This is a genomic window from Chryseobacterium luquanense (genome assembly GCF_026460945.1).
GTDB lineage: Bacteria > Bacteroidota > Bacteroidia > Flavobacteriales > Weeksellaceae > Chryseobacterium > Chryseobacterium luquanense.
Map to the genome: position 1 here is coordinate 268,257 of NZ_JAOVZV010000008.1, position 23,543 is coordinate 291,799.

Consider the following 23,543-nt stretch of genomic DNA (forward strand, 5'->3'; position numbering starts at 1 on the left):
ATATGCACCTACAAATCAACCAGGCAAACATTGGCTACAACAAAACCTTAATTTTAAATGCAAATGCCAATTTGAATTTAGGAGACGTATGTTTGTTGATTGGCAACAATGGTGTTGGGAAAACCACTTTAATTAAGTCTATTTTACATCAAATTCCGTTATTAAATGGAGAAATTTCTATTAAAAATAAAAATATAAAAAATCTTTCCGTTAAGGAGATTGCAGAAAACATTGCGGTCGTTTTTTCAAAATCGATTATTCCACAGAATTATACGGTTGAAGATTTGATTTCGTTAGGAAAATACATTTATTACCCATTTTATTTTGAGCTTAAAGATGAGGATAGAGATGAAGTTTCAAATATTATTGAAGAGCTAGATTTATTACAATATAAAAATACTTTACTCAAAAATCTCTCAGACGGAAATCTTCAAAAAGCCTTTATCGGAAGAGCTTTAACACAAAACTCCCCTATTATCGTTCTTGATGAACCAACAACTCATTTAGATGAAAAAAATAAATTAATCATCTTAAAAACCCTTAGAAAATTAGCCAAAGAACAAAACAAACTCATTCTTTTTTCTTCTCACGATTGGCGACTGGCGAAAGAATTTGCAGACAAAATTTGGTATGTAAAAGATAATCATTTGTATTCCGGAATTGTGGAAGATATTTTGCTCCATCATGATGAATTAACAAGTATATCTTTATTTCAAATTAATGACAATTTCGTTGCTCCAAAGATTATTGCTCCAGATTTTTATAAGGAAATGTTATATTCTTTACTTCAAAAAAACTTTCAAAAAGACCTTTCATCTTTAAATTTCGAATTTCAGGACAACTTTTGGTTAATTTCAAATGATTCTATAAGACACCAATGCGAATCCTTTGAAGAAATCGTTAATTTATTGAAAACCATTTACTGATACGATATTTTATTTGTTCAATTCATATACTATGCATGCATAGTATTATGCTTGTCATATAATTTAATTAACTTATTGTCAGATTGTTAACAAATTTTAACGTTAATAAATACTATGCATGCATAATATTTGCTACATTTGATAAAACCGATTAGCAAAAAAAATTATAATGGATAATAACAAAGATAAAACCGAAAATGTTGATCTCATTTTGAAGCAGACTTGGTTAGCTGTTTCCAAAATGTACACTGAGCTTGCTCAAGAACATGATTCTACTGCTGTTCAAGCACTTACTCTTCTTAAAATTGACCCAAAAGAAGGAACAAGAAGTACTAATTTGGGACCTAAAATGGCAATTGAGCCAACTTCCCTAACAAGAATCATCAAACTTCTAGAAGACAATGGCTATATCTATAAAGAAAAAACGACTACTGATAAAAGAGAGGTTATCATTAAACTAACTGATAAAGGATTAAGTTCCCGAAATATGTCTAAGGAAGTTGTTGTCAATTTTAACAAAAAAGTGATGGAAAAAATAGCTCCTGAAAAATTGGAAACCTTTAAAGAGGTTATGACAGAAATTATGAAAATAGCTACAGATATAAACAACCGAAAATAAATAATAAATATAATCAAATGAAAAGAAGAATCAAACACGTAACGGTTCTTGGTTCAGGAATTATGGGAAGCGGTATTGCGGCTCACTTTGCCAATATTGGCGTAGAAGTTTCGCTTTTGGATATCGTGCCTTTTGAATTAACTGAAGCAGAACAGAAAAAAGGTTTGACCAAAGATGACAAAGCGGTAAGAAACAGAATCGCTTCTGAAAACTTTGAAAAACTGAAAAAAGCAAGTCCGGCTCTACTCTATTCTCCAAAATTTGCGGATAGAATCAAGGTTGGAAATTTTGATGATGATTTACCAAAAATAAAAAATACAGACTGGATTATTGAAGTTGTGGTTGAAAAACTAGACATTAAAAAATCAGTTTACGAAAAAATCGAACAGTTCAGAAAACCGGGAACTTTAGTTTCTTCAAACACTTCCGGTATTCCAATTAATATTTTGGTGGAAGGAAGAAGCGATGATTTCAAACATTATTTTGCAGGAACGCACTTCTTTAATCCTGTAAGATATCTTCCTCTTTTAGAGATTATTCCAACAACTGATACATCTCCGGAGATCATTGATTTCTATATGAATTATGGAGCCAAATTCTTAGGTAAAACAACCGTTTTAGCAAAAGATACTCCTGCATTTATCGCGAACAGAATTGGGGTTTTCTCAATGATGGATTTGCTTCACAATGTTCAAAAATTAGGTTTAACCGTTTCTGAAGTTGATAAATTAACAGGTCCAGTAATCGGTCGTCCAAAATCTGCAACATTCAGAACAGCGGATGTTGTTGGTTTGGATACGTTGGTGATGGTTGCAAATGGTGTTCGTAATAGCGGTACGGAAGCTAATAATTTCAATGATGTTTTTGCACTTCCAGGTTACATCCAGAAAATGGTTGATAACAAATGGTTAGGTTCAAAAACAGAGCAAGGTTTCTACAAAAAAGTGAAAAATGCAGAAGGAAAATCTGAAATTCACGGATTAAATCTTGATACTTTAGAATACGAACTTCAAGGGAAATCTTCTTTCCCAACTTTAGAATTAACTAAAAATATTGATAAGCCAATTGACAGATTCAAAGTTTTAATTGGTGGTAAAGATAAAGCTGGAGAGCTTTACAGAAAATCTTTGGGTGCGTTATTCGCTTATGTTTCGCATAAAGTTCCTGAAATCTCTGATGAAGTTTATAAGATCGATGATGCCATGAGAGCAGGTTTCGGTTGGGAAAACGGTCCGTTTGAAATCTGGGATGCAGTTGGCGTTCAAAAAGGTATTGAATTAGCTAAAGATGCAGGTTACGAAGTTTCAGACTGGGTAAAAAATGTAGAGACTTTCTATAAAGTTAATGATGAAGGACAAAGCATTTACGTTGATAAAAACTCAGGAGAATACAACAAAATTCCGGGTCAGGATTCTTTCATTATTTTAGATAATATCAGAAAAAACAAAACGCTTTGGAGTAATTCGGGAGCTTCGATTGAAGATTTAGGCGACGGAATCATCAACTTCGAAATCCGTTCTAAAATGAATTCTCTTGGAGGCGAAGTTTTAGATGGATTGAACAGAGCGATTGATTTAGCTGAAAAAGAATATGATGGATTAGTAATCGGAAATCAAGGGACAAATTTCTCTGTTGGAGCAAATTTAGCAATGATTTTAATGATGGCTATCGAGCAGGATTGGGATGATTTGAATATGGCAATCGCGTATTTCCAAAAATCAATGATGAGAGTTCGTTACTCTTCTATCCCTGTTGTTGTTGCTCCTCACGGAATGACGCTTGGTGGTGGTTGCGAAATGACCATGCATGCCGACAGAGTTGTCGCAGCAGCAGAAACGTACATAGGATTGGTTGAAACCGGGGTTGGTGTAATTCCTGGTGGTGGTGGAACGAAAGAATTGACATTGAGAACATCAAGAGAATTCCATAGCGATGATGTTAAAAATAACAGACTTCGTGAAGCTTTCATGAATATTGCCATGGGTAAAGTGGCAACTTCTGCTTATGAAGCTTACGATATGGGAATTCTTGAAAAAGGAAAAGATATCGTGACAGTTGATAAAAGAACGCAGATCAAAACAGCAAAAATGTTGGCAATAAGTTTAGCCGAACATGGTTATACTCAACCGATCGAACAAAAAGTAAAAGTTTTGGGTAAAGATGCATTGGGAATGTTCTACGTTGGAACTGACCAAATGTTGACAGGAAACTTCATCTCTGCACATGACAAGAAAATTGCAGATAAATTAGCGAATGTAATGGTCGGTGGAAATCTTTCTGAACCAACAATCGTAACTGAACAATATTTATTGAATCTTGAAAGAGAAACTTTCTTACAGCTTTGTGGTGAGAGAAAAACATTGGAGAGAATTCAGTATATGTTACAAAACGGAAAACCATTAAGAAATTAATAACTCCAAATTAACACAAACTTTGTCATTCCATAGGAATCTAAACTTAGATGCTTCCAAAATGACAAAGTGTATGTTTAAATCAAATAATTAAAACAAATGTCAAAACAAGCATACATAGTAAAAGGATTTAGAACAGCGGTAGGAAAAGCGCCAAAAGGCTCCCTTCGTTTTACTCGTCCTGACGTAATGGCGGCTACAGTTATTGAAAAATTAATGGCTGAACTTCCGCAATTAGACAAAAACAGAATCGATGACCTTATCGTAGGAAACGCAATGCCGGAAGCTGAACAAGGCTTGAACGTTGCCCGTTTGATCTCTTTAATGGGATTGAATACAGACAAAGTTCCCGGAGTTACCGTAAACAGATATTGCGCATCAGGAAGTGAGGCTATTGCGATTGCTTCTGCAAAAATTCAGGCAGGAATGGCTGATTGCATCATTGCTGGTGGTACAGAATCAATGTCTTATATTCCGATGGGTGGCTATAAACCGGTTCCTGAAACGGAAATTGCAAAAACAAACCCAGATTATTATTGGGGAATGGGTTACACTGCAGAAGAGGTTGCAAAACAATATAATATTACAAGAGAAGAACAGGATCAATTCGCTTTTGAATCTCATATGAAGGCTTTAAAAGCGAATCAGGAAGGTAAATTTGCCAATCAGATTGTTTCAATTCCTGTTGAATATAATTTCTTGGATGAAAACCAGAAAATGCAGACTAAAAAGTTTGATTTTTCAGTAGATGAAGGGCCAAGAGCAGATACTTCATTGGCTGGTTTGACTAAATTAAGACCTGTATTTAAAAACGGAGGAAGCGTAACTGCAGGAAACTCTTCTCAAATGAGTGACGGAGCAGCTTTCGTAATGGTGATGAGCGAAGAAATGGTAAAAGAATTAGGTCTTGAACCAGAAGCAAGATTAGTAGCTTATGCAGCTGCAGGTCTTGAGCCAAGAATCATGGGAATGGGACCGATTTACGCTATTCCAAAAGCTTTGAAACAAGCAGGTTTAGAATTAAAAGATATTGAATTAATCGAATTAAACGAAGCATTCGCATCACAATCTGTTGCTATCAAAAAAGAATTAGATTTAAATCCTGATATCTTAAATGTAAACGGAGGAGCCATCGCTTTGGGTCATCCACTTGGATGTACAGGAACAAAATTAACGGTTCAACTTCTTGACGAAATGAGAAAACGCGGAAACAAATATGGAATGGTTTCTATGTGCGTTGGAACAGGGCAAGGCGCGGCTTCAATCTTTGAGTTATTATAGATGAAAAGAACAAAGAATAAAGAGAAAAGACAGAGGTGAAACATAATTTTAAGAATTTAAACATTTGGAAGTTGGCTATTGAACTAGCTAATGACACTTATATTCTTACTGATTGTTTTCCTAAAAATGAAGAATTTGGATTAAAATCTCAACTTAGAAGATGTTCTGTTTCGGTTGCTTCAAATATTGCTGAAGGATCAAGCAGAAGTTCAAATAAAGATTTCAATCGATTTTTGGAAATAAGTCTTGGATCTCTTTACGAATTACAAACTCAAATTATAATTTCTTCAAACAGAAGTTATTTTGATTTGTCTAAACTTGAAAATATAGAAAATAAAATCACAGAATTACAGAGAATGATTTCTGGCTTTCAAAAAAACTTAAAGTTGTAAGTCTTTATTCTTTTCTCTTTATTCTTTAAATCTAAAAAATTAAAACAATGAGTGATACACTTAATAAAACATTAAAAGGCGGTGAGTTTTTAATTAAAGAAATTCCAGCTAATGAAATATTTTCTTTGGAAGAACTTTCAGAAGAACAAAAAATGCTTCGCGATTCTGCGAAAGAATTTATAGATAGAGAAGTTATTCCGCACCACGATCGTTTTGAGAAAAAAGATTATGCATTGACAGAAGAAACAATGCGCAAATTAGGCGAAATGGGACTTTTAGGAATTACAGTTCCTGAAGAATACGGAGGTCTTGGAATGGGATTCGTGAGCACAATGTTGGCTTGTGATTATGTTTCAGGAGGAAATGGTTCATTAGCAACAGCTTACGGGGCACACACCGGAATCGGGACTCTTCCTACTCTTCTTTACGGAAGTGAAGAATTAAAAAAGAAATATCTTCCGGATTTAGCTACAGGAACAAAATTTGGAGCTTATTGCTTGACTGAACCGGATGCCGGTTCTGATGCAAACTCAGGAAAAACAAGAGCAAAGTTGTCAGAAGATGGGAAACATTATATCATCAACGGACAAAAAATGTGGATTTCCAATGCAGGTTTCGCAGATACTTTCACTTTGTTCGCTAAAATTGATGATGACAAAAACATCACTGGTTTTGTAATCAACCGTTCAGAGCTTGAAAATCCTGAAAGTTTGACTTTCGGAGAGGAAGAGCATAAATTAGGTATTCGTTCGTCTTCAACTCGTCAGGTTTTCTTCAATGATATGAAGATTCCTGTAGAAAACATGTTAGGTGAAAGAAACAACGGTTTCAAGATCGCTTTGAATGCTTTGAATGTTGGTAGAATTAAATTAGCTGCTGCAAACCTTGACGGACAAAGAAGAATCTTAAACCACTCTATTCAATATTCAAATGAGAGAAAGCAATTTGGAGTTTCAATATCAACTTTCGGAGCAATCAGAAAGAAAATTGCTGAAATGTCAACCGGAGTTTTCGTGAGTGAAGCAGGTTCTTACCGTTTAGCAAAAAATGTTGAAGATAAAATTGAAGAATTAGTTTCTGGCGGAATGGATCATCAGCAAGCTGAATTAAAAGGTGTTGAAGAATTTGCAGTAGAAGCTTCTATTCTTAAAGTCTTCGTTTCTGATCTTACACAAAATACAGCAGACGAAGGAATCCAGATTTATGGTGGAATGGGATTCTCAGAAGACACACCAATGGAAGCTGCATGGAGAGATGCCAGAATTGGAAGAATTTACGAAGGAACCAACGAAATCAACAGACTTCTTGCAGTTGGAATGTTGATCAAGAGAGCAATGAAAGGAGAATTAGATCTATTATCTCCGGCAATGGCAATCAGTAAAGAATTGATGGGAATTCCGTCTTTCGAAGTTCCTGATTATTCTGAATTGATGAGCGAAGAAAAAGCGATTATTGCCAATCTTAAGAAAGTTTTCTTAATGGTTTCCGGTGCTGCTCTTCAAAAATATATGATGGATATTGAGAAACAGCAACATTTATTATTAAATGCTTCTGAAATTCTTAACCAGATCTATATGGCAGAATCTGCGATTTTAAGAGCTGAGAAACACTTCTCTGCTGATTCTGTGGAAGCTGCAATGGCTCAATTAAACCTTTACAAAGCTATTGACAAGATTATTGCTGCTGCTAAAGAAGGAATTGTTTCTTTTGCAGAAGGTGACGAACAAAGAATGATGCTTTCTGGTTTAAGAAGATTTACGAAATATACAAATACTCCAAATGTTGTAGCATTAACTGAAAAAGTGGCTGCACATTATATTGAAAAAGGACATTATTAGTCTTTTATATATAAATTTGATTTTAAAACGTCTCAATTTTGGGACGTTTTTTATTTTAATTATTTTTAAATAATAGTAAATTCAGAATTCGTAATCACGATTAAAAATCTCAAATGTAATGAACAAATAATATCAGTTGTTTTATAATAAAATATGAAGTTTTAAGTCACTATAATTTAACCTTATAAAATTTAAACAATGAAACTATTATTAATTACAATATTAAATTCAGTAGCAATCTCAGCACAAATTTCTCCAATAAAATCTTTAAAAATTGATTCTGCAAAATTATTAAAATTAGAAAAACCTTTTATTTTAAAGCCATCCGCTGTATCAGATTTTGACAGTTCAATTGCAAAATTGTGCAAAATGCCTGTTGTCAAACCAAAAAATCCAAATTTATATTCAAGCCTAAAAACTCTAAATGGAAATACTACTCTATACAAAACACCAAATTTACTAGATGTAGCTCAACCTCCAAAGTTGGCTGCGAAATAAATTTCTTTAAATCAAATTGTTAATAAAATCTCCTAAACTTTTCATTAAAATTATAGAGTTTTTCTAAGCTGTTTTATATTTTTGTATTCTATTTTTCTAATAAGAATGACAAAAGAAGAACTTTTAAATAAAGCGATAAAAATTGCTGATAAAGCACATAAAGGGCAAAAAGATAAATATCATGCGCCGTATATTGCTCACGTAATGCGTGTAATGGAATACGGTAAAACGATGGATGAGAAAATTGTAGGCGTATTACATGATGTAGTCGAAGATCATCCCGAAGAATTCAGTTTTGAATATTTAAGATCTGAAGGTTTTCCGGAATATATTCTATTTGCAGTGAGCTGCCTAACAAAATTTGATCCTGAAGAAATCTATGATGATTTTGTAAAAAGAACCGAAAGATCATCTCTTGCAGTTGCCGTAAAGCTAAATGATCTTCGTGATAATATGGATTTGAGAAGGGTAAACCGTGAATTAACATCAAAAGATATTCATCGTTTCAATAAATATTTGAAAGCGTATCGATATTTAACAGAGAAATATTAGATTAATCAGCTCCCGGAAAATGATAGGTTTTGTTTTTATGATCATTATCGGTGTCGTCGATGTTGATATTTAAAGCAAGGTAAACGAAATGAACATTTTTATTTCCTTTTGCTTCAAATTCTCTCTGCCAAAGATAACCGCCTAGAACTCCGAAGTTTTCATCAATTTGATAACCGAAGCCACCATAAACTCTGTTTCTTGCAAATGAAGGTTTCATTGGTGTAACAACAAAAACTTCGTCATAAACGTTTGCGAAAACAGTTCCGGGTGCAATTTTTTTAGCATTTAAAGGGACTGAAACGTTCAAACGATAACGGTAACGCATTCTCTCAGAATTTTTTTCAGTTTGAGGTTCATAAAACCAAGATTTTTCAACACGAAATCTGTTTTCAAACTTTACTCTTCCTTGTTTAAAATCGATAACATCCTGCAACCAAACTCGAAATTCTTCTTTGTTAATTGCGTGATCTTTGTAAGTTGCGTAACGTCCTAAACCGATAAATGGTTTGTGATTTTTTGTAAGATTATAACCTAAACCTCCTTTTATTTCGTAATAATCAGGGTAAGTGTATTCTTCAATTCCTCTGGATTGCCCTTCAGCATAAAGGAAAAATTTTGGATGAAACTTATAGGTGATGGTGAGTGCATTAAACGATGAGATGTGCTCTTGCGCTTTGTAAATACTTAAACTTAAAAGTAAACCCAGACTTAAAATAAGTTTCATCCAAAAAAATTTTTGCAAATTTATATTATTTAACTATTCTGTAATATTAAGTTTACTTAATATTAATATTGTAAGAAAAACCAATATGAAACCATCTTTGTGGCATTGGTACTCCAAAAGTTTCTGTATAATCAGAATCAGTTACGTTATTGATTAAAACATAAACTGAAAAGTCTCTCTTATTAAAACTCAGTTTTTCATCAAGCAAATGATAACTTCCTAAATTTACTCGATCGTTATATCTATAAACCAGTTCATTGGTAAAATATTTCAGAAATTTTGTCTGAAGTTTTGCTACAAACTGATGTTTCAAATTATCAAGTGCATAACGGGAGTTCAAATCATTTAAATCCTTCAATTTATTGTCGATATACGTGTATCCCAAAGTATATTTCATCCAATCGAAAACCTGATGCCCGACTTCAGCTTCAATACCTTTAATTTCAGTGTCTCCAATATTTCTTGAATACCAAACCGGATCTTCTAAAGAATTTTTAGTCCAGTCGATTGAATTATTAGAATCTCTGTAGAAACCGCTTAGTTTTGCTAAAATGTTTTTGTTTTGGTATTGATATCCAAGTTCTGCATAAATAGCGTTTTCCGGTAAAAGATTAGGATTTCCTTGCTCTGTTTTGCTTGTATAATACAAATCTGTGAACGTAGGAACCCTGTGAACTCTGGAGATATTTCCGTACACTTTATTATTCTGATAAAATGTATAACCAACGTCTAATCCCGGATAAAAAAAGTTTCCATGGGTAGAATAATTTGCCCAAGAAGCTCCCGGACTGATGTTTAGTTTTTTATCAAAGAAAGAAAAATGATGCTCGAAGAAAACCTGAGTTACAAACCGTTCTCTGTCTCCCAAATTGTTACTTGCCAAAAATTCTTTTCTCAATTCAACACCTAAACCTGTTGTTCCCAAACTTGAAGTATAGCTGGAATTCACTTCTCCTCCTACATTATTTCCGATATGCATATTTCTGTAGATTTCAGGCTTTTCTCTGTTAAACAGATACATATCCTGCCCTCTTCTCCAATAAACATTAGAATTAAGCTTTAATTTTCCGAAAGTTTGTTGGTGTGCAAGGCTCAAAATTGATGATTGTAATTCTTCATATTGCTCCGTTGCTTTTGGTGAAGAGTAAAATCCGTTGGCGCCAAATTTCTTTTCAGAAAAACCGGCTTGCAATCTGATGTCACCATTTTTTATTTTTAATTGATTTTGATAGAAAACATTTCTGATTTCAAAATCAGTATTATGTCTGTAACCTTGTGATGAATTTGAATTTGCCTGTAAAGTATTTGAAAACTTTTCGTTTCCAAGATTTGCATTAAATCCGAAACCGTATGTTTCGTAATCTCCTGCATTGGCACGGATTTTCACATTCTTTCCAATATGAGTTTTAGTAATAATATTGATTGCTCCGGCATAAGCATTTTGTCCAAATCTTCTTGCAGCAGGACCTTTGATGACTTCTATTCTTTCAACATTATCTAAATCAACAGGAATATTTAATGAATTGTGACCGGTTTGCGAATCATTCATCCTGATTCCGTTGATTAAAATTAAAACCTGCTCAAACGAACTTCCTCTGAAACCGACATCACTCTGTACTCCATTTGCACCTCTCCTTCTGATGTCCATTCCTGGAATTTGCTGTAGAATCTCATCAATACTTGCAGCCGGAGAATTCAGAATATCTTCTCGTGTAATCACAGAAATATTCTGATTGGCATTTTTATAAGTGGTTGCGATAAATTTTCCCTGAATCTCAACAGAATCTATATCTGAAGTTTTTATCTGTGCATTTACCGAGCAAAGCGAAGCAAAAAAAATTACAGTTCCGAGTTTCTTATTCATATTACTTTAGTTTATTTTTTGAAGCTTTCAAAATTAGCAGACTTTCTCAGAACCAAAAAATGATACATATCATAAAAAAAGATGCATAAAAAATATGCATCTCCAAAGTGTTTTTAAACTCTTTTTTATCTTTTTCTCATTAAATGTGTAATAAAATGTTGGAAAAATTTTCTCATACTTATTACTAATTTAGGAATGCAATTTTACACGAAAAATATTTACAAAGCAAGAGCAAATGTTTCAAATTCATGTAATTTTCAAAAAGAAGCATTAAAAATTATTTTACAAATTGATTCATAATGATTTAAAATTTTCTTATTGATATTTTGAATATAGCAGTAGGTAATTCTTTTAAATAAAATCCATCAAAAATTCGTATTTTTGCTAGTCTTAATTTTACTATGGCTTCAACAACAGATATAGATATAAAGAAACAGGTCTTCGTTAAAAACGCACACCTTAACAACCTGAAACATATTGATGTTTTAATTCCGAAAAATAAATTAATTGTCATTACGGGAGTTTCCGGAAGCGGAAAATCTTCTTTGGCTTTTGATACAATCTATGCGGAAGGACAGAGAAGATATGTGGAAAGTTTAAGTTCTTACGCACGTCAGTTTTTAGGTAAATTAGAAAAACCAAAAGTTGATGATATTAAAGGTTTAGCGCCTTCTATTGCGATTCAGCAAAAAGTAATTTCTTCAAATCCACGTTCTACAGTCGGAACTTCTACGGAAATTTACGATTACATGAAGCTTTTGTTTGCAAGAATCGGAAAAACATTTTCTCCGGTTTCGGGGAATGAAGTGAAAAAAGATTCGGTGACTGATGTTATAGATTATATTAAAACCGCAAAAAACAATGTTCCGTTCTTATTAACTGCTCCGTTAGATTTTGATGTTGAAAACTTTACAGATACTTTAAATGTTTTAAAACTTGCAGGTTTCACAAGATTAGAAATCAGCGGAAATGTTGCCGGAATTGAAGATTTAGAAAGTTTTGGTTTCACTCCCGAAAAAGGAATGGAAATCAATTTGGTGATAGATCGTTTTTCTTACGAAGAAGATGAAAGTTTTCTTCAGCGTTTGGCAGATTCCATTCAGATGGCGTTTTATGAAGGTCGTGGATATTGTTCATTAAAAAATACCGAAAACGGCACTGTAAAAGAATTTTCAAATAAATTTGAGCTCGACGGAATAGAATTTCTTGAGCCTAACGTTCATTTTTTCAGCTTTAACAATCCTTTTGGCGCTTGTCCTACTTGTGAAGGTTACGGAAAAGTGATCGGAATTGATGATGATTTGGTCATTCCAAACAAAGCTTTGTCGGTTTTTGAAGATGCAGTTGCTTCATGGAAAGGTGAAACTATGAGCGAATGGAAAAAAGATTTCATTAAAAAAGCAAAAGACTTCCCTATTCATAAGCCTTATCATCAACTGACCAAAGAACAGAAAAATTATCTTTGGAAAGGTGATGGAAAATCAAGTTTCCCTTCTTTGAATAATTTCTTCAAAATGTTGGAGGAAAACTTGTATAAAATTCAATATCGTGTGATGCTTTCTCGTTACAGAGGAAAAACGCTTTGTCCGACTTGCGAAGGTTTGCGTCTTCGTGAAGAAACAAGCTGGGTGAAAATCGACGGAAACAATATTCAGTCGATGATTGAGCTTCCTTTGGATGAACTTTTACCATTAATTCAAAGCTTAAAACTTTCAGAACACGATAAAGAAATTGCAAAAAGATTACTCTACGAAATTACAACGAGAGTTGAATTTTTATTAAAAGTTGGTCTGGGATATTTAACAATTAACCGAACTTCGAACACGCTTTCGGGAGGTGAAAGTCAAAGAATTAATTTGGCGACAAGTTTGGGAAGTTCTTTGGTGGGTTCAATTTATATTTTGGATGAACCGTCGATTGGATTGCACTCAAGAGATACCGAAAATTTAATTGGAGTTTTAAAAAATCTACGTGACATTGGAAATACCGTAATTGTTGTTGAGCATGATGAAGACGTCATGAGAGCAGCAGATTATATCATTGATATTGGTCCTGAAGCCGGATATTTAGGCGGAGAATTGGTTTTTGCAGGTGATTATAAAGAACTGAAAGATGCAGATACGCTGACTTCAAAATATCTTACAGGAAGACTGGAAATAAAAGTTCCTGAAAAACGCAGAAAAGCTAAGGAATTTATTCATATAAAAGGTGCTAGATCAAATAATTTAAAAAATATTGATGTTGATGTTCCGTTGGAAAGTTTAGTCGTTATTTCAGGAGTTTCCGGAAGTGGAAAATCAACTTTAATGAAAGAAATTCTGACGAATGATATTCAGATTCAATTGGGAATGGGCGGAAAGAAAGGCGATTATGATTCTGTAGAATTTCCAAAAAAATTAATCAAACACATCGAATTAATTGATCAAAATCCTATTGGAAAATCTTCCCGTTCAAATCCTGTAACTTATCTGAAGGCTTATGACGATATTCGTGATTTGTTTTCTAAGCAGAAAAGTGCGAAAATGATGGGTTACAAGCCAAAACATTTCTCTTTCAACGTTGATGGCGGAAGATGTGACGAGTGTAAAGGTGAAGGAGTAATCAATGTTTCCATGCAGTTTATGGCGGATATTGAGCTTGAATGCGAAACATGTAAAGGAACCCGTTTTAAAAATGAAGTTCTTGAAGTGAGATTCGACGAAAAAAATATTTCTGATATTCTTCACATGACCGTTGACGAAGCTTTAACGTTTTTCAGAGAAAATAAAGAAGATAAAATCGTGACAAAACTAACTCCGCTTCAGGATGTTGGTTTAGGATATTTGCAGCTCGGACAAAGCTCTTCTACTCTTTCCGGAGGTGAAGCCCAACGTGTAAAACTGGCTTCATTTCTTGTAAAAGGTGTGACTACAGATAAAACCCTGTTTGTTTTTGACGAACCATCTACAGGATTACATTTCCATGATATTCAAAAGTTATTGAAATCTTTACAGGCATTGATCGATCTCGGACATTCTGTGATTGTTATTGAACATCAACCTGATATCATGAAATGTGCAGATCATATTATAGACATCGGTCCGGAAGCAGGAAAATATGGCGGAGAAGTAGTTTTTGCAGGAACCCCGGAAGATTTAGCAAAGAATAAAACTTCGCATACAGCAAAATATATTGCGGAGAAATTATAATTATGGTATGAGATTTCTCTTTTCAATATTAATAATTTTATTCATTAGTTCATGTAAAAAAGATGATAAACAAAATAATGAAAAGAGAGATTTTATTGTTTCTAAATTTAATGATGATATTAATAAACATTTTGAGGAAGCTAAGCTTAAGAATCCTGAATTAGCTGAAATTAAAGAAATTAAATTTTACGATTATCCAAAAGGAGCAGTTAATTTCATTATTTTAAACAATGGAATAGTTTATTTCTACAACGAAGAATTGATATGGAATTGGTGTGGATGGAGCCCTGATAAAACAGAAGTATTAAGAAGAAAGCTTAGCAAAGATAGTTTACATCAAATCCATTACAATCAAATATATTCTTTACTTAAAGATAAATCTTTTGAGAAGAGCATGAAAAATCATCAAGGTAGACTTCAAACTTTGTCATTCTCTTTTGAAAATGATACGATTAAAAATTTTGATATCTACAAACTATTGAAAAACATTGACAGTTTAGGTTATCATTCATATAATATTAGAAGAATAGCACCTTTTGAAAGTGAAGTGATAAAAAATAACTAGGTTTATTAACTTTTATCCACAAAAAAATGTGGATAAGTTGTGGATTTTAACATTAAATTTACATTTCGTATTAAAAATATTCCTACATTTACTATGTAATAAAAATGAAATGAATCTTTTTCTTGCCTTTTTCGAATTCGAAATCGCAATTAAATTTGAAATAAAAATTTAAGCACAGCATCGTCGGCTGTGCTTTTTTGTTGTTGTCTAATTAAAAAAATGAGATGTATTTATCTACTGAATCCGCTTCTAAAGAGCGGATTCTTTTGCTTAAGGTTTTTCTTTAGAAATCCAAATTCCGCTGATCACGTTTTGATCTCTGTAAATCCAGACACTTACAAATTTGAGATCTTTAGATTTTTCAAAATCAGCATCAAAAACAATATATTCTATCGGATCTCTGTCTTTTGTAAAGTCTTGAAGATATGCCGAATTAAATTTTTTAATAGTGATTTTTCCATTATTTTGTAATGACTCTTCACAATTTTTCTCATAATTTTCATTTAGTTTTCTTTCTAATCTTTTGTCTAAAATAAAATTATTAAATTTTGAAAAGTCTTTATTTTCACATTTTGTAAAATATTCTTTGATAAATTGTTCACTAATCTGAACTCTTTCTTGACTGATTTTTGAGTTGCTAATTTTTGAATAAGATTTTTGAGAGAATAAAATAACGGAACAGCTTACTGCAAGAAGGCAAAATAATTTTTTCATTGTTTTTGTGTTTAATCATTTCAAAAGTAAGAATTTATTTGATTGAATTTTCACGTTTCAAAATAAAAACCGACAAGCAAAACTTATCGGTTCTTGAAAAATGAAAAATTAATATGGATATGAACTATTTGATGTTTTTAGAATCGTTTTAATTCTGAAACAAATTTATATTTATTTAGAATAAATATAAATAAATATTCAACTGACTTTTATCAGTTTCTCATATTTAGTTCATCTTTCTCTCTTGTAAGCTGATCTAGTTTTTTCAATAATGTTGGGATTCTAAAATTTCCGTGCATATTTTCTATTTCAGATTGAGTTTTGTCAACATTAATTCCAATCGCAGTAAGAAATAATGGAGTTTTGCTTTCGCCACGTAAAACAATTCTTCTTTGATGATCTTCACTATTAAATCCGTTTTTTGCAATACCAATAATAGGATATTTTTCATCTAAAGATTGATAAAGATAGCCACCTAAACCAAATTTGCCGTCATTATCTAAAGTCACATAACCATCTACAATAATTAAATCACCGTGTTGTAACTCAATTTTCTTTAATAAACTCAGAATGCAAGGTAATTCTCTTTTATAAAATGCTCCGCTTTCATAATCGGAAGTAATCTCTGTATTTTCAGAATAGATAAAACTTTCAGTCTCAGAATTCCAGTTTTCGAATGCGATGCAGACTGTTTTAGCGAAGTTTTCGTAATAATAGGTGTCGAATGCGTAAATCATATTTTAAGAACTAAAAAACTCTCCAAAATGCCACAAAACTCCAGCGGGATCAAGCAGAAAACATTCTTTTCCCCAATCCATTGTTTTTGTTGGAATTAATTTTATTGACTTATATTTTTCTTTCAAATTTAAAGCAGAAAGCTCTTCCCAATAAAGATCTACATTTTCTATTTCAAGGAAAATCATGGTATTTTCAATCCATTCTTTTGCATAATAATCCTGAAGATAAAATGCAAAATCTCCTTTTTTAAACACTGAAAATTTAGGATCAATTTCGACTTCTTCGAATCCTAAATCTCGATAAAATTCTCTGCTTTCAGCAAAATCTTTTGATCCGATAAAAGGTCTTATTGATTTTATTTTTTGATTCATATTATTTTTTATTTATCCAGTTATCAAAAGTCATTTCGAACTTAATTTCGTTTTTTCCGTGTATTCCTATTTCATTCCAGCCGGTTTTCCGATAAAACACTTCTGCTCTTGTATTTGGTGAAGTTCCAAGCCATACATTTTCTTTTGTTTTACTAAAATACCAATCCAACATCATGTCATGTAATTTTTTTCCGATTCCCATCTTTTCAAAATCAGGATCTACAAACAACGCCCAAATATTATTTTCTTTTAAATCTACAATAGAAAAGCCTGTGATTTTCTCATCAATTTCGCAAACCCACCCCTTTCCTCTTTCGGTCATAAATTCTTCACAATCTTTATCAGTAACAAGATCAGGATTTGACAAAGTATTTTCTTTAACGGAATTTCTCACCACCTGAATTTGAGGAATATCTTCTATTTTCGCTTCACGAATAATCATATTCAAAACTTTTCTTATTATTTTTTATCAACGACAATTCTCTCTTTACGATTTGCCAATTCCCAAGCTGTTGCAAAAACCAATTGAGTTCTTTTTTGCAATAAATTAAAATCAATTTTTTCAACATCATCGGTTTCCTTGTGATAATCTTCATGAATTCCGTCAAAGAAAAATGCTACAGGAATTCCATGTTTTGCAAAATTATAATGATCAGAACGGTAATATAATCTGTCGGGATCTTTCGGATCGTCGTATTTATAGTTTAATTCAAGATTATTTGTCTTTTTATTTGCTGCTTCTGTAATGATTTTTAATTCTGAACTTAACATTTCAGAACCAATCACATAAACATAATTCTTACCTCGATTTGCAATATCATCTCTTCCAATCATATCAATATTCAAGTCAGCAACTGTATTTGCCAAAGGAAAAACAGGATTATCAGAATAGTACTCCGAACCGAAAAGTCCGTGTTCTTCTCCCGTTACATGAAGAAATAAAATAGATCTCTTTGGTCCGTTACCTTTCTTTTTAGCCTTTTGAAAAGCTTTTGCAATCTGCATTACAGCCACAGTTCCGCTTCCGTCATCATCGGCGCCGTTGTAGACCACACCGTTTTTAGTTCCGATATGATCGTAATGGGCAGAAACAACAATGATTTCTTCAGGTTTTTCACTTCCTTCAATAAATGCTAAAATATTTTCAGAATCAGGTAAATTTCCACCACCTCTTTTTTTCATGTAAGAAGAAGGAACTTTCTGATAATATGAACCTAGTTTTTCAGGAAATTCAATTCCCAAATCTTTATAAAATTTGACGATATACTCTCCTGCTTTTTTCTGACCTTGACTTCCAGTGTCTCTTCCTTCCATTTCATCAGAAGCAATCACATATAAATTTTTCTTTAAATCATTATACTTAATTTGCTGATATGCTTTATTAAAAGCTTTATCACTTTTAGAATTGCTTGAACTGGTGTTTTGATTTGAATTCTGCTTATCACTTAAATGTATAGAGCTTCCACAGCTCGTAAGAATAATTACTGAAAAGATAGGAATGAGAAATTTTTTCATTTAAAAATTTGTTTGTTTAAAAATAACAAAAAAAATCCAACTGTAAATTGGATGCTATTTTTTTATATATTTGATAAAAGCCTATGGAAAAAAATTACGGATTTAATGATTATAAATTTTTCACAGAAATGTCGGAGCTCGCTTCGAGACATCAGAGTTATGATTTGTCATTAGGTCTACCTGATTTTGAAATTGATCCTCGTTTAAGGTATTATCTGAAAGAGTCTGCAGATATGATCAGTCACAGCTATGAATCACTTTCCGGAAATCCTTTGCTGATTGAAAGTATTATTCAGTTTAATTTAAATCGAAAAAACAGCGTAAAACTTAAAAAAGAAGAAATTAATATTGTTCCTTGTTCTACTTTTGGCTTGTACACTTCTTTAAAATCTATTTTAAATATTGGTGATGAAGTAATTGTTATTCAGCCATCTTACTATACTTATGCGCCTTCGATTGTTTTAAATGGCGGAGTTCCTGTTTATTACGATTTGGATGTTGATTTTAAGGTTGATTGGGAAAAACTTCAAGACTGTATTAGTTCAAAAACTAAAGCAATCATTGTAAATTCACCTCAGAATCCCACCGGAAAAATCTGGATTAAAGAAGACTGGAATCAGCTTTATGAGTTAATAAAACATCAGGAAATCTATCTTATTTCGGAGGAAATTTATGATATTTATTGTTATGACAGTGAAGAACATTACAGTTCATTCTTGCATCCTGAACTAAAGAAAAGAACATTTTGTATTTTTTCATTTGGTAAGATGTTTCACGCAACCGGTTGGAAAGTAAGTTATCTTTTAGCTCCTGAAAATTTATTAAATTACTTTAGAATTCATCAGCAATATATTTCTTATAGTTCAAATTCTCCTTGTCAATATGCAATAGCAAAATATCTTGAAGTTTTTGATCCTGCTGAAAACCAAAAAATAATGCAGCAAAAACGTGATATTTTTAATGAAATGTTACAATTCACACCTTTGAAAATTGAAGAAAAATCGCAAGGTGGATTTTTTCAGATCGTTAATTTCAGGAATGTAAATAAAACTATGACAGACGTAGAATTTTCAAAATGGCTGACTGTTGAAAAAAAAGTTTCCTGTTTACCGCTTTCGGCTTTTTATAATTCTAAACAAGATTCTGATTATGTAAGGTTTAGTTTTGCTAAAAAAGATGATGTGATTATTAATGCTTTGGAACATTTGAAAAAAAACATATAATGAAAAAAGCACCGCAAATGCAGTGCTTAGTGTTGATTTTAATTTAAAGAGCTAAAACTCTTATATCTATCCTTCGGTTTTTTGCTTGACATTCTTCGCTGTCATTTTCAGGACAAACCGGGTGTTGAGAACCATATCCTTCTGTTTCTACCCGATCTCCGGCAATTCCCAGTTCAAGTAATTTCAATTTTGCAGTTTGTGCTCTTAAATTGGATAGTGAAAGATTACTTTCTTCACCTCCTATATTATCTGTATAACCACCTAATTTTATTCTTAAATTCGGATATTCATTCATAATTTCAGCCAGATTAGCTAGTTGAATTTCTGAACCAGCCTTTAAGTCACTTGAACCCGTTTCAAAATATAAATTTTCAATGGTGTACCATTTATTCGGATCTAAAACCGCCTGACTTTTCTTATAAACATCCTCCTGTAAAAAGTATAATTGGCTTTGGTTACCTAAGGAAATTGTTTTACCACTTTTCAGTCTAACTTCCTGAACATTTCCGGTATTATAAACAAAATCGCCATTTTCATTTAATTGACCATTAATTCCTGAAGGTGCAATCACTGCGTTATTTCCTGAGATCGTTTGATTTTCTGTGTGAATTCCGGATTTACCAAGTAAGCTTTCAATTTTAGCTTTTCTGTTTGCTTCAATTTTATCTTTATGCAAAACTGCCAAAGTTGGTGCAATAACCAAAGAAACAATCGACATTAGTTTTATTAAAATATTCATTGATGGCCCGGAAGTATCTTTAAACGGATCTCCAACTGTATCTCCTGTAATAGAAGCTTTATGCGGTTCTGAACCTTTATAATAAGTTTGTCCGTTGATTTCTACTCCTTTTTCAAAAGATTTTTTAGCATTATCCCAAGCTCCACCTGCATTATTCTGGAAAATCCCCATTAAAACTCCGCAAACTGTTGCTCCGGCTAAAAATCCCCCTAAAACTTCTGGTCCAAAAATAAATCCAATTAATAAAGGTGAAACTATCGCAATTGCACCAGGAAGCATCATTTTTCGGATAGATGCATCAGTAGAAATAGCGACACATTTTTGATATTCCGGTTCTGCTTTTCCTTCCAAAATCCCGGGAATTTCTCTGAACTGTCTTCGGACTTCTTCTACCATCGCCATTGCAGCTTGTCCAACCGCAGTAATAGCCAAAGATGAAAATATGAATGGAATCATTCCACCGACAAATAATCCAGCCAAAACATCGGCTCGGTAAATATCAATTCCATCGATTCCTGCAATTCCTACGAAAGCCGCAAATAAAGCTAAAGCCGTTAATGCAGCAGAAGCAATCGCAAAACCTTTTCCCGATGCTGCAGTGGTATTTCCTACTGCATCTAAAATATCTGTATTCTCACGAACTTCTTTTGGTAATTCACTCATTTCAGCAATTCCTCCCGCGTTGTCTGCAATTGGTCCGAAAGCGTCAATTGCTAACTGCATTGCTGTAGTTGCCATCATTCCGGCTGCTGCAATTGCAACTCCGTATAATCCAGCGCATAAATAAGAACCGTAAATTCCTCCTGCTAAAACTAAAATCGGTAAAAGAGTTGATTCCATTCCAACCGAAAGTCCGCCAATAATGTTGGTGGCATGACCTGTTGAAGATTGTCGTACAATACTTAAAACCGGCCTTTTTCCCATCGCTGTGTAGAATTCTGTAATAATGCTCATCAAAGTTCCTACAACTAATCCTACAATGATTGCTCCGAAAACTCCCATTTTGGTAAATTCAAAACCTCTTAGAATCATTTTTTCAGGTAAAAGATAGGTGACCAAAAAGTAAGATGCGATTGCAGTAATTACAATACTTCCCCAGTTTCCTAAATTTAGTGCATTCTGAACGTTTGAAGTTGATGCTCCTTCATTATCATTAATTTTAACGAATAAAGTTCCGATCATAGAAAATATAATTCCTGTTCCGGCAATTAACATCGGTAAAAGAATCGGAGCAAATCCTCCGAAAGAATCTACTGAGATTGTTTCTCTTCCTAAAACCATCGTTGCTAAAACGGTTGCAACATAAGATCCAAACAAATCAGCTCCCATTCCTGCAACGTCTCCAACATTATCTCCAACATTATCAGCGATTGTAGCTGGATTTCGAGGGTCATCTTCGGGAATTCCGGCTTCTACCTTTCCAACTAAATCGGCTCCGACATCAGCAGCTTTAGTGTATATTCCACCGCCAACTCTTGCAAATAGAGCGATAGATTCCGCTCCGAGAGAAAATCCGGTAAGAATCTCAATAGTTCTTTCCATTTCATGGGAATCAACAGTTGAATTAGGAGCAAAAATCTGTTTAATAATTAAATAAACCGCACCCAATCCTAAAACTGCTAAACCTGCAACTCCCATTCCCATAACAGAACCTCCGGTAAATGATACTTTTAAAGCTTTAGATAAAGAAGTTCTAGCTGCTTCTGCAGTTCTTACATTAGCTTTTGTGGCAATTTTCATTCCGATGAAACCAGCTAAAGCTGAAAGTATGGCACCAATGACAAAAGCAATTCCGATGCTCCAGTGCGAGTTGGAATTGGTCATTCCCATCACTGCAAGTAAAATAGCTACGATAATGACGAAATACATCATGATTTTGTACTCGGCCTTGAGAAAAGCCATCGCACCGTCAGCGATATGCCCGCTGATAACTTTCATTTTTTCATTTCCTGCATTTTGTCTGCTTACCCAATTACTTTGGAGAAAAGTATAGATCAGGGCAATAACGCCAAAAATTGGCACTAACACAAATAAGTCCATAGTTTAATATTTTTTTGGTAATAGAATATTAAATATACTTAATAATTTCCATCAAACCATTTAAAATATTATAGGTTTTGAAAGTTTAAGAAAGTTTAGATAAGATTTAAAACAAAAAAGCAGATGAAAACTCACCTGCTTTTATAATTTTATTGACTAAGGAGCTATCCTCCGTATTTATCAGAATAGTCTTTTTGAGAAGCTATAATTACTTTATGTGCATGATCTGCTCCATAAACTTCCTGGATTCTGCATTTTGCAGGCTCATCCGGTAAGTTTTTGTAAGTAAGGAAATAGTGCATCAATCTTTTTACTTCAGCTTCTGGTAATTCTGAAATATCTCTGAAATGCCCGAAAGCGTGATCACTTACCATTACTGCAACGATTTTATCATCAGCTTCACCTCCATCAATCATTTTGAAACCTCCGATTGGAATAGCTTCCATCAAAAGTCCTCCTGAATGAATATTATGAGAACTTAAAACACAAATATCCAAAGGATCATGATCTCCCATTGTAACATCGCTTGCACCACTTTCTACAGCTAATCTCATTACTTCTGCGTCACAGTAAGTTCTTGGAACAAAACCGTATAATGCAGGAATAATGTTTGAAAATTTCTGAGGTCTGTCTACTTTAAGGTAACCAGTTTCTTTATCTACTTCATATTTAATGGTGTCTGAAGGAACTATTTCCACGAATACGTTTACAACGTTTGGCGCATCTTCTCCTGCAGAAATCCCATGCCACGGATGTGCTTTAAAATTTGGAATCATTATTTATATTTATTATTTAATTAAGCTATTATTAAAATTTCTCTCCTTAAATCTTCGATGGTGGCACCTATATAATCATTATCATTCATGTAATTCATAATGAAAACGGTTTTATATTCGTTAAGATTCGGATTATTATTAAGACTTTCGTATGTTTTGTGAAGCAAATCTATGATTGCATTTTTAGAATCTACAATATTCTGCCATGAATTTTTTGTTAAATAAAGCTGTTGAGAAGCATTATATTCAAATTCTTCGGTAATTGTTTTTTCAGTCAGAAATACAAATTCATGAGCGGCAAGATCTTTATCAAATTTTAAAATAAGATTGGAAGGTTTTATTCTTTCTAAAAAAAGGGTCATTCTTTCATAAGAATGGGTTTTATTTTCAGAATTTGATTTTACAGAAAGTAATTTAATCTCCTGATTTTTTAAGTTGATGTAAGTATATACAAATTGTCTCAGCAAAACCAAAAACGGTATTGCAATAACTAATGCGGCTGCATAAGGTAAATAGTCTAAAAAATCTGTCATAATTTGAGGAAGCAAAATTAATGATATTTTCTGAAT

The 23,543-nt window shown here is 32.9% G+C and carries 21 protein-coding genes; 11 read left to right on the forward strand and 10 right to left on the reverse strand.

The window, feature by feature from the left end; genetic code table 11:
- Positions 1-2: 2 nt before the first annotated feature.
- From OEA66_RS09490 to OEA66_RS09525, 8 genes are all read left to right on the forward strand, one after another.
- Positions 3-926, forward strand: coding sequence for an ABC transporter ATP-binding protein (locus OEA66_RS09490; protein ID WP_267281144.1), 924 nt, complete (start codon positions 3-5; stop codon positions 924-926).
- 169 nt (positions 927-1,095) lie between these two features.
- The gene (locus OEA66_RS09495) at positions 1,096-1,545 is read left to right on the forward strand and encodes a MarR family winged helix-turn-helix transcriptional regulator (RefSeq protein WP_267281145.1); all 450 of its coding nucleotides are present in this window, start codon (positions 1,096-1,098) and stop codon (positions 1,543-1,545) included.
- A 17-nt stretch (positions 1,546-1,562) separates the two neighbouring features.
- Positions 1,563-3,956: a 3-hydroxyacyl-CoA dehydrogenase/enoyl-CoA hydratase family protein gene (locus OEA66_RS09500; protein ID WP_267281146.1), complete on the forward strand. Its 2,394-nt coding sequence runs from the start codon at positions 1,563-1,565 to the stop codon at positions 3,954-3,956.
- A gap of 99 nt (positions 3,957-4,055) precedes the next feature.
- The gene (locus OEA66_RS09505; protein ID WP_267281147.1) at positions 4,056-5,237 is read left to right on the forward strand and encodes an acetyl-CoA C-acyltransferase; all 1,182 of its coding nucleotides are present in this window, start codon (positions 4,056-4,058) and stop codon (positions 5,235-5,237) included.
- A 35-nt stretch (positions 5,238-5,272) separates the two neighbouring features.
- Complete coding sequence (locus tag OEA66_RS09510) at positions 5,273-5,629, forward strand: four helix bundle protein (protein ID WP_267281148.1); 357 nt, start codon at positions 5,273-5,275, stop codon at positions 5,627-5,629.
- A gap of 47 nt (positions 5,630-5,676) precedes the next feature.
- Positions 5,677-7,467: an acyl-CoA dehydrogenase FadE gene (locus OEA66_RS09515; RefSeq protein WP_267281149.1), complete on the forward strand. Its 1,791-nt coding sequence runs from the start codon at positions 5,677-5,679 to the stop codon at positions 7,465-7,467.
- A gap of 198 nt (positions 7,468-7,665) precedes the next feature.
- Positions 7,666-7,965 carry a hypothetical protein gene (locus OEA66_RS09520; protein WP_267281150.1) on the forward strand — a complete coding sequence of 100 codons (300 nt, stop codon included), beginning with the start codon at positions 7,666-7,668 and terminating at the stop codon, positions 7,963-7,965.
- 105 nt (positions 7,966-8,070) lie between these two features.
- The gene (locus OEA66_RS09525) at positions 8,071-8,517 is read left to right on the forward strand and encodes a phosphohydrolase (RefSeq protein WP_267281151.1); all 447 of its coding nucleotides are present in this window, start codon (positions 8,071-8,073) and stop codon (positions 8,515-8,517) included.
- A 1-nt stretch (position 8,518) separates the two neighbouring features.
- Here the strand turns inward: OEA66_RS09525 and OEA66_RS09530 are convergent, their stop codons facing one another.
- Positions 8,519-9,241, reverse strand: coding sequence for a DUF2490 domain-containing protein (locus OEA66_RS09530; RefSeq protein ID WP_267281152.1), 723 nt, complete (start codon positions 9,239-9,241; stop codon positions 8,519-8,521).
- Between the two features lie 52 nt (positions 9,242-9,293).
- Positions 9,294-11,105: a TonB-dependent receptor plug domain-containing protein gene (locus OEA66_RS09535; protein ID WP_267281153.1), complete on the reverse strand. Its 1,812-nt coding sequence runs from the start codon at positions 11,103-11,105 to the stop codon at positions 9,294-9,296.
- Between the two features lie 401 nt (positions 11,106-11,506).
- Here OEA66_RS09535 and uvrA point away from each other — a divergent pair, with 401 nt between their 5' ends.
- A complete protein-coding gene (gene uvrA / locus OEA66_RS09540; protein ID WP_267281154.1) occupies positions 11,507-14,293 on the forward strand; it encodes an excinuclease ABC subunit UvrA in 2,787 nt (928 codons plus the stop codon).
- A gap of 7 nt (positions 14,294-14,300) precedes the next feature.
- Positions 14,301-14,858, forward strand: a complete 558-nt coding sequence (locus tag OEA66_RS09545) for a hypothetical protein (RefSeq protein ID WP_267281155.1) — start codon at positions 14,301-14,303, stop codon at positions 14,856-14,858.
- 270 nt (positions 14,859-15,128) lie between these two features.
- On the opposite strand, the gene OEA66_RS09550 is transcribed toward OEA66_RS09545, so the two are convergent.
- From OEA66_RS09550 to OEA66_RS09570, 5 genes are all read right to left on the reverse strand, one after another.
- The gene (locus tag OEA66_RS09550) at positions 15,129-15,572 is read right to left on the reverse strand and encodes a hypothetical protein (RefSeq protein ID WP_267281156.1); all 444 of its coding nucleotides are present in this window, start codon (positions 15,570-15,572) and stop codon (positions 15,129-15,131) included.
- A 212-nt stretch (positions 15,573-15,784) separates the two neighbouring features.
- Positions 15,785-16,309, reverse strand: coding sequence for an endonuclease V (locus OEA66_RS09555; protein WP_267281157.1), 525 nt, complete (start codon positions 16,307-16,309; stop codon positions 15,785-15,787).
- 3 nt (positions 16,310-16,312) lie between these two features.
- Positions 16,313-16,681 carry a VOC family protein gene (locus OEA66_RS09560; protein ID WP_267281158.1) on the reverse strand — a complete coding sequence of 123 codons (369 nt, stop codon included), beginning with the start codon at positions 16,679-16,681 and terminating at the stop codon, positions 16,313-16,315.
- 1 nt (position 16,682) lies between these two features.
- Complete coding sequence (locus OEA66_RS09565; protein ID WP_267281159.1) at positions 16,683-17,123, reverse strand: GNAT family N-acetyltransferase; 441 nt, start codon at positions 17,121-17,123, stop codon at positions 16,683-16,685.
- Positions 17,124-17,140: 17 nt separating this feature from the next.
- Positions 17,141-18,196: a M28 family metallopeptidase gene (locus OEA66_RS09570; protein ID WP_267281160.1), complete on the reverse strand. Its 1,056-nt coding sequence runs from the start codon at positions 18,194-18,196 to the stop codon at positions 17,141-17,143.
- Between the two features lie 83 nt (positions 18,197-18,279).
- On the opposite strand from OEA66_RS09570, the gene OEA66_RS09575 reads away from it, so the two are divergent.
- Entirely contained in the window at positions 18,280-19,419 is a 1,140-nt protein-coding gene (locus tag OEA66_RS09575) for an aminotransferase class I/II-fold pyridoxal phosphate-dependent enzyme (protein ID WP_267281161.1), read from the forward strand.
- Between the two features lie 43 nt (positions 19,420-19,462).
- Here OEA66_RS09575 and OEA66_RS09580 read toward each other — a convergent pair whose 3' ends face one another.
- From OEA66_RS09580 to OEA66_RS09590, 3 genes are all read right to left on the reverse strand, one after another.
- Positions 19,463-22,198, reverse strand: a complete 2,736-nt coding sequence (locus tag OEA66_RS09580) for a sodium-translocating pyrophosphatase (protein WP_267281162.1) — start codon at positions 22,196-22,198, stop codon at positions 19,463-19,465.
- 164 nt (positions 22,199-22,362) lie between these two features.
- Positions 22,363-22,974, reverse strand: a complete 612-nt coding sequence (locus OEA66_RS09585) for an inorganic pyrophosphatase (protein ID WP_267281163.1) — start codon at positions 22,972-22,974, stop codon at positions 22,363-22,365.
- A gap of 20 nt (positions 22,975-22,994) precedes the next feature.
- On the reverse strand, positions 22,995-23,507 hold the full coding sequence (locus OEA66_RS09590; protein WP_267266073.1) for a DUF7935 family protein: 513 nt from the start codon (positions 23,505-23,507) through the stop codon (positions 22,995-22,997).
- Positions 23,508-23,543: the final 36 nt, after the last annotated feature.

Bases quoted from the DNA above. Each gene is read 5' to 3' on its own strand.
- OEA66_RS09490 (WP_267281144.1), top strand. From the start codon at position 3: ATGCACCTACAAATCAACCAGGCAAACATTGGCTACAACAAAACCTTA.
- OEA66_RS09495 (WP_267281145.1), top strand. From the start codon at position 1,096: ATGGATAATAACAAAGATAAAACCGAAAATGTTGATCTCATTTTGAAG.
- OEA66_RS09500 (WP_267281146.1), top strand. From the start codon at position 1,563: ATGAAAAGAAGAATCAAACACGTAACGGTTCTTGGTTCAGGAATTATG.
- OEA66_RS09505 (WP_267281147.1), top strand. From the start codon at position 4,056: ATGTCAAAACAAGCATACATAGTAAAAGGATTTAGAACAGCGGTAGGA.
- OEA66_RS09515 (WP_267281149.1), top strand. From the start codon at position 5,677: ATGAGTGATACACTTAATAAAACATTAAAAGGCGGTGAGTTTTTAATT.
- OEA66_RS09520 (WP_267281150.1), top strand. From the start codon at position 7,666: ATGAAACTATTATTAATTACAATATTAAATTCAGTAGCAATCTCAGCA.
- OEA66_RS09525 (WP_267281151.1), top strand. From the start codon at position 8,071: ATGACAAAAGAAGAACTTTTAAATAAAGCGATAAAAATTGCTGATAAA.
- OEA66_RS09530 (WP_267281152.1), bottom strand. From the start codon at position 9,241: ATGAAACTTATTTTAAGTCTGGGTTTACTTTTAAGTTTAAGTATTTAC.
- OEA66_RS09535 (WP_267281153.1), bottom strand. From the start codon at position 11,105: ATGAATAAGAAACTCGGAACTGTAATTTTTTTTGCTTCGCTTTGCTCG.
- uvrA (WP_267281154.1), top strand. From the start codon at position 11,507: ATGGCTTCAACAACAGATATAGATATAAAGAAACAGGTCTTCGTTAAA.
- OEA66_RS09545 (WP_267281155.1), top strand. From the start codon at position 14,301: ATGAGATTTCTCTTTTCAATATTAATAATTTTATTCATTAGTTCATGT.
- OEA66_RS09550 (WP_267281156.1), bottom strand. From the start codon at position 15,572: ATGAAAAAATTATTTTGCCTTCTTGCAGTAAGCTGTTCCGTTATTTTA.
- OEA66_RS09555 (WP_267281157.1), bottom strand. From the start codon at position 16,309: ATGATTTACGCATTCGACACCTATTATTACGAAAACTTCGCTAAAACA.
- OEA66_RS09560 (WP_267281158.1), bottom strand. From the start codon at position 16,681: ATGAATCAAAAAATAAAATCAATAAGACCTTTTATCGGATCAAAAGAT.
- OEA66_RS09565 (WP_267281159.1), bottom strand. From the start codon at position 17,123: ATGATTATTCGTGAAGCGAAAATAGAAGATATTCCTCAAATTCAGGTG.
- OEA66_RS09570 (WP_267281160.1), bottom strand. From the start codon at position 18,196: ATGAAAAAATTTCTCATTCCTATCTTTTCAGTAATTATTCTTACGAGC.
- OEA66_RS09575 (WP_267281161.1), top strand. From the start codon at position 18,280: ATGGAAAAAAATTACGGATTTAATGATTATAAATTTTTCACAGAAATG.
- OEA66_RS09580 (WP_267281162.1), bottom strand. From the start codon at position 22,198: ATGGACTTATTTGTGTTAGTGCCAATTTTTGGCGTTATTGCCCTGATC.
- OEA66_RS09585 (WP_267281163.1), bottom strand. From the start codon at position 22,974: ATGATTCCAAATTTTAAAGCACATCCGTGGCATGGGATTTCTGCAGGA.
- OEA66_RS09590 (WP_267266073.1), bottom strand. From the start codon at position 23,507: ATGACAGATTTTTTAGACTATTTACCTTATGCAGCCGCATTAGTTATT.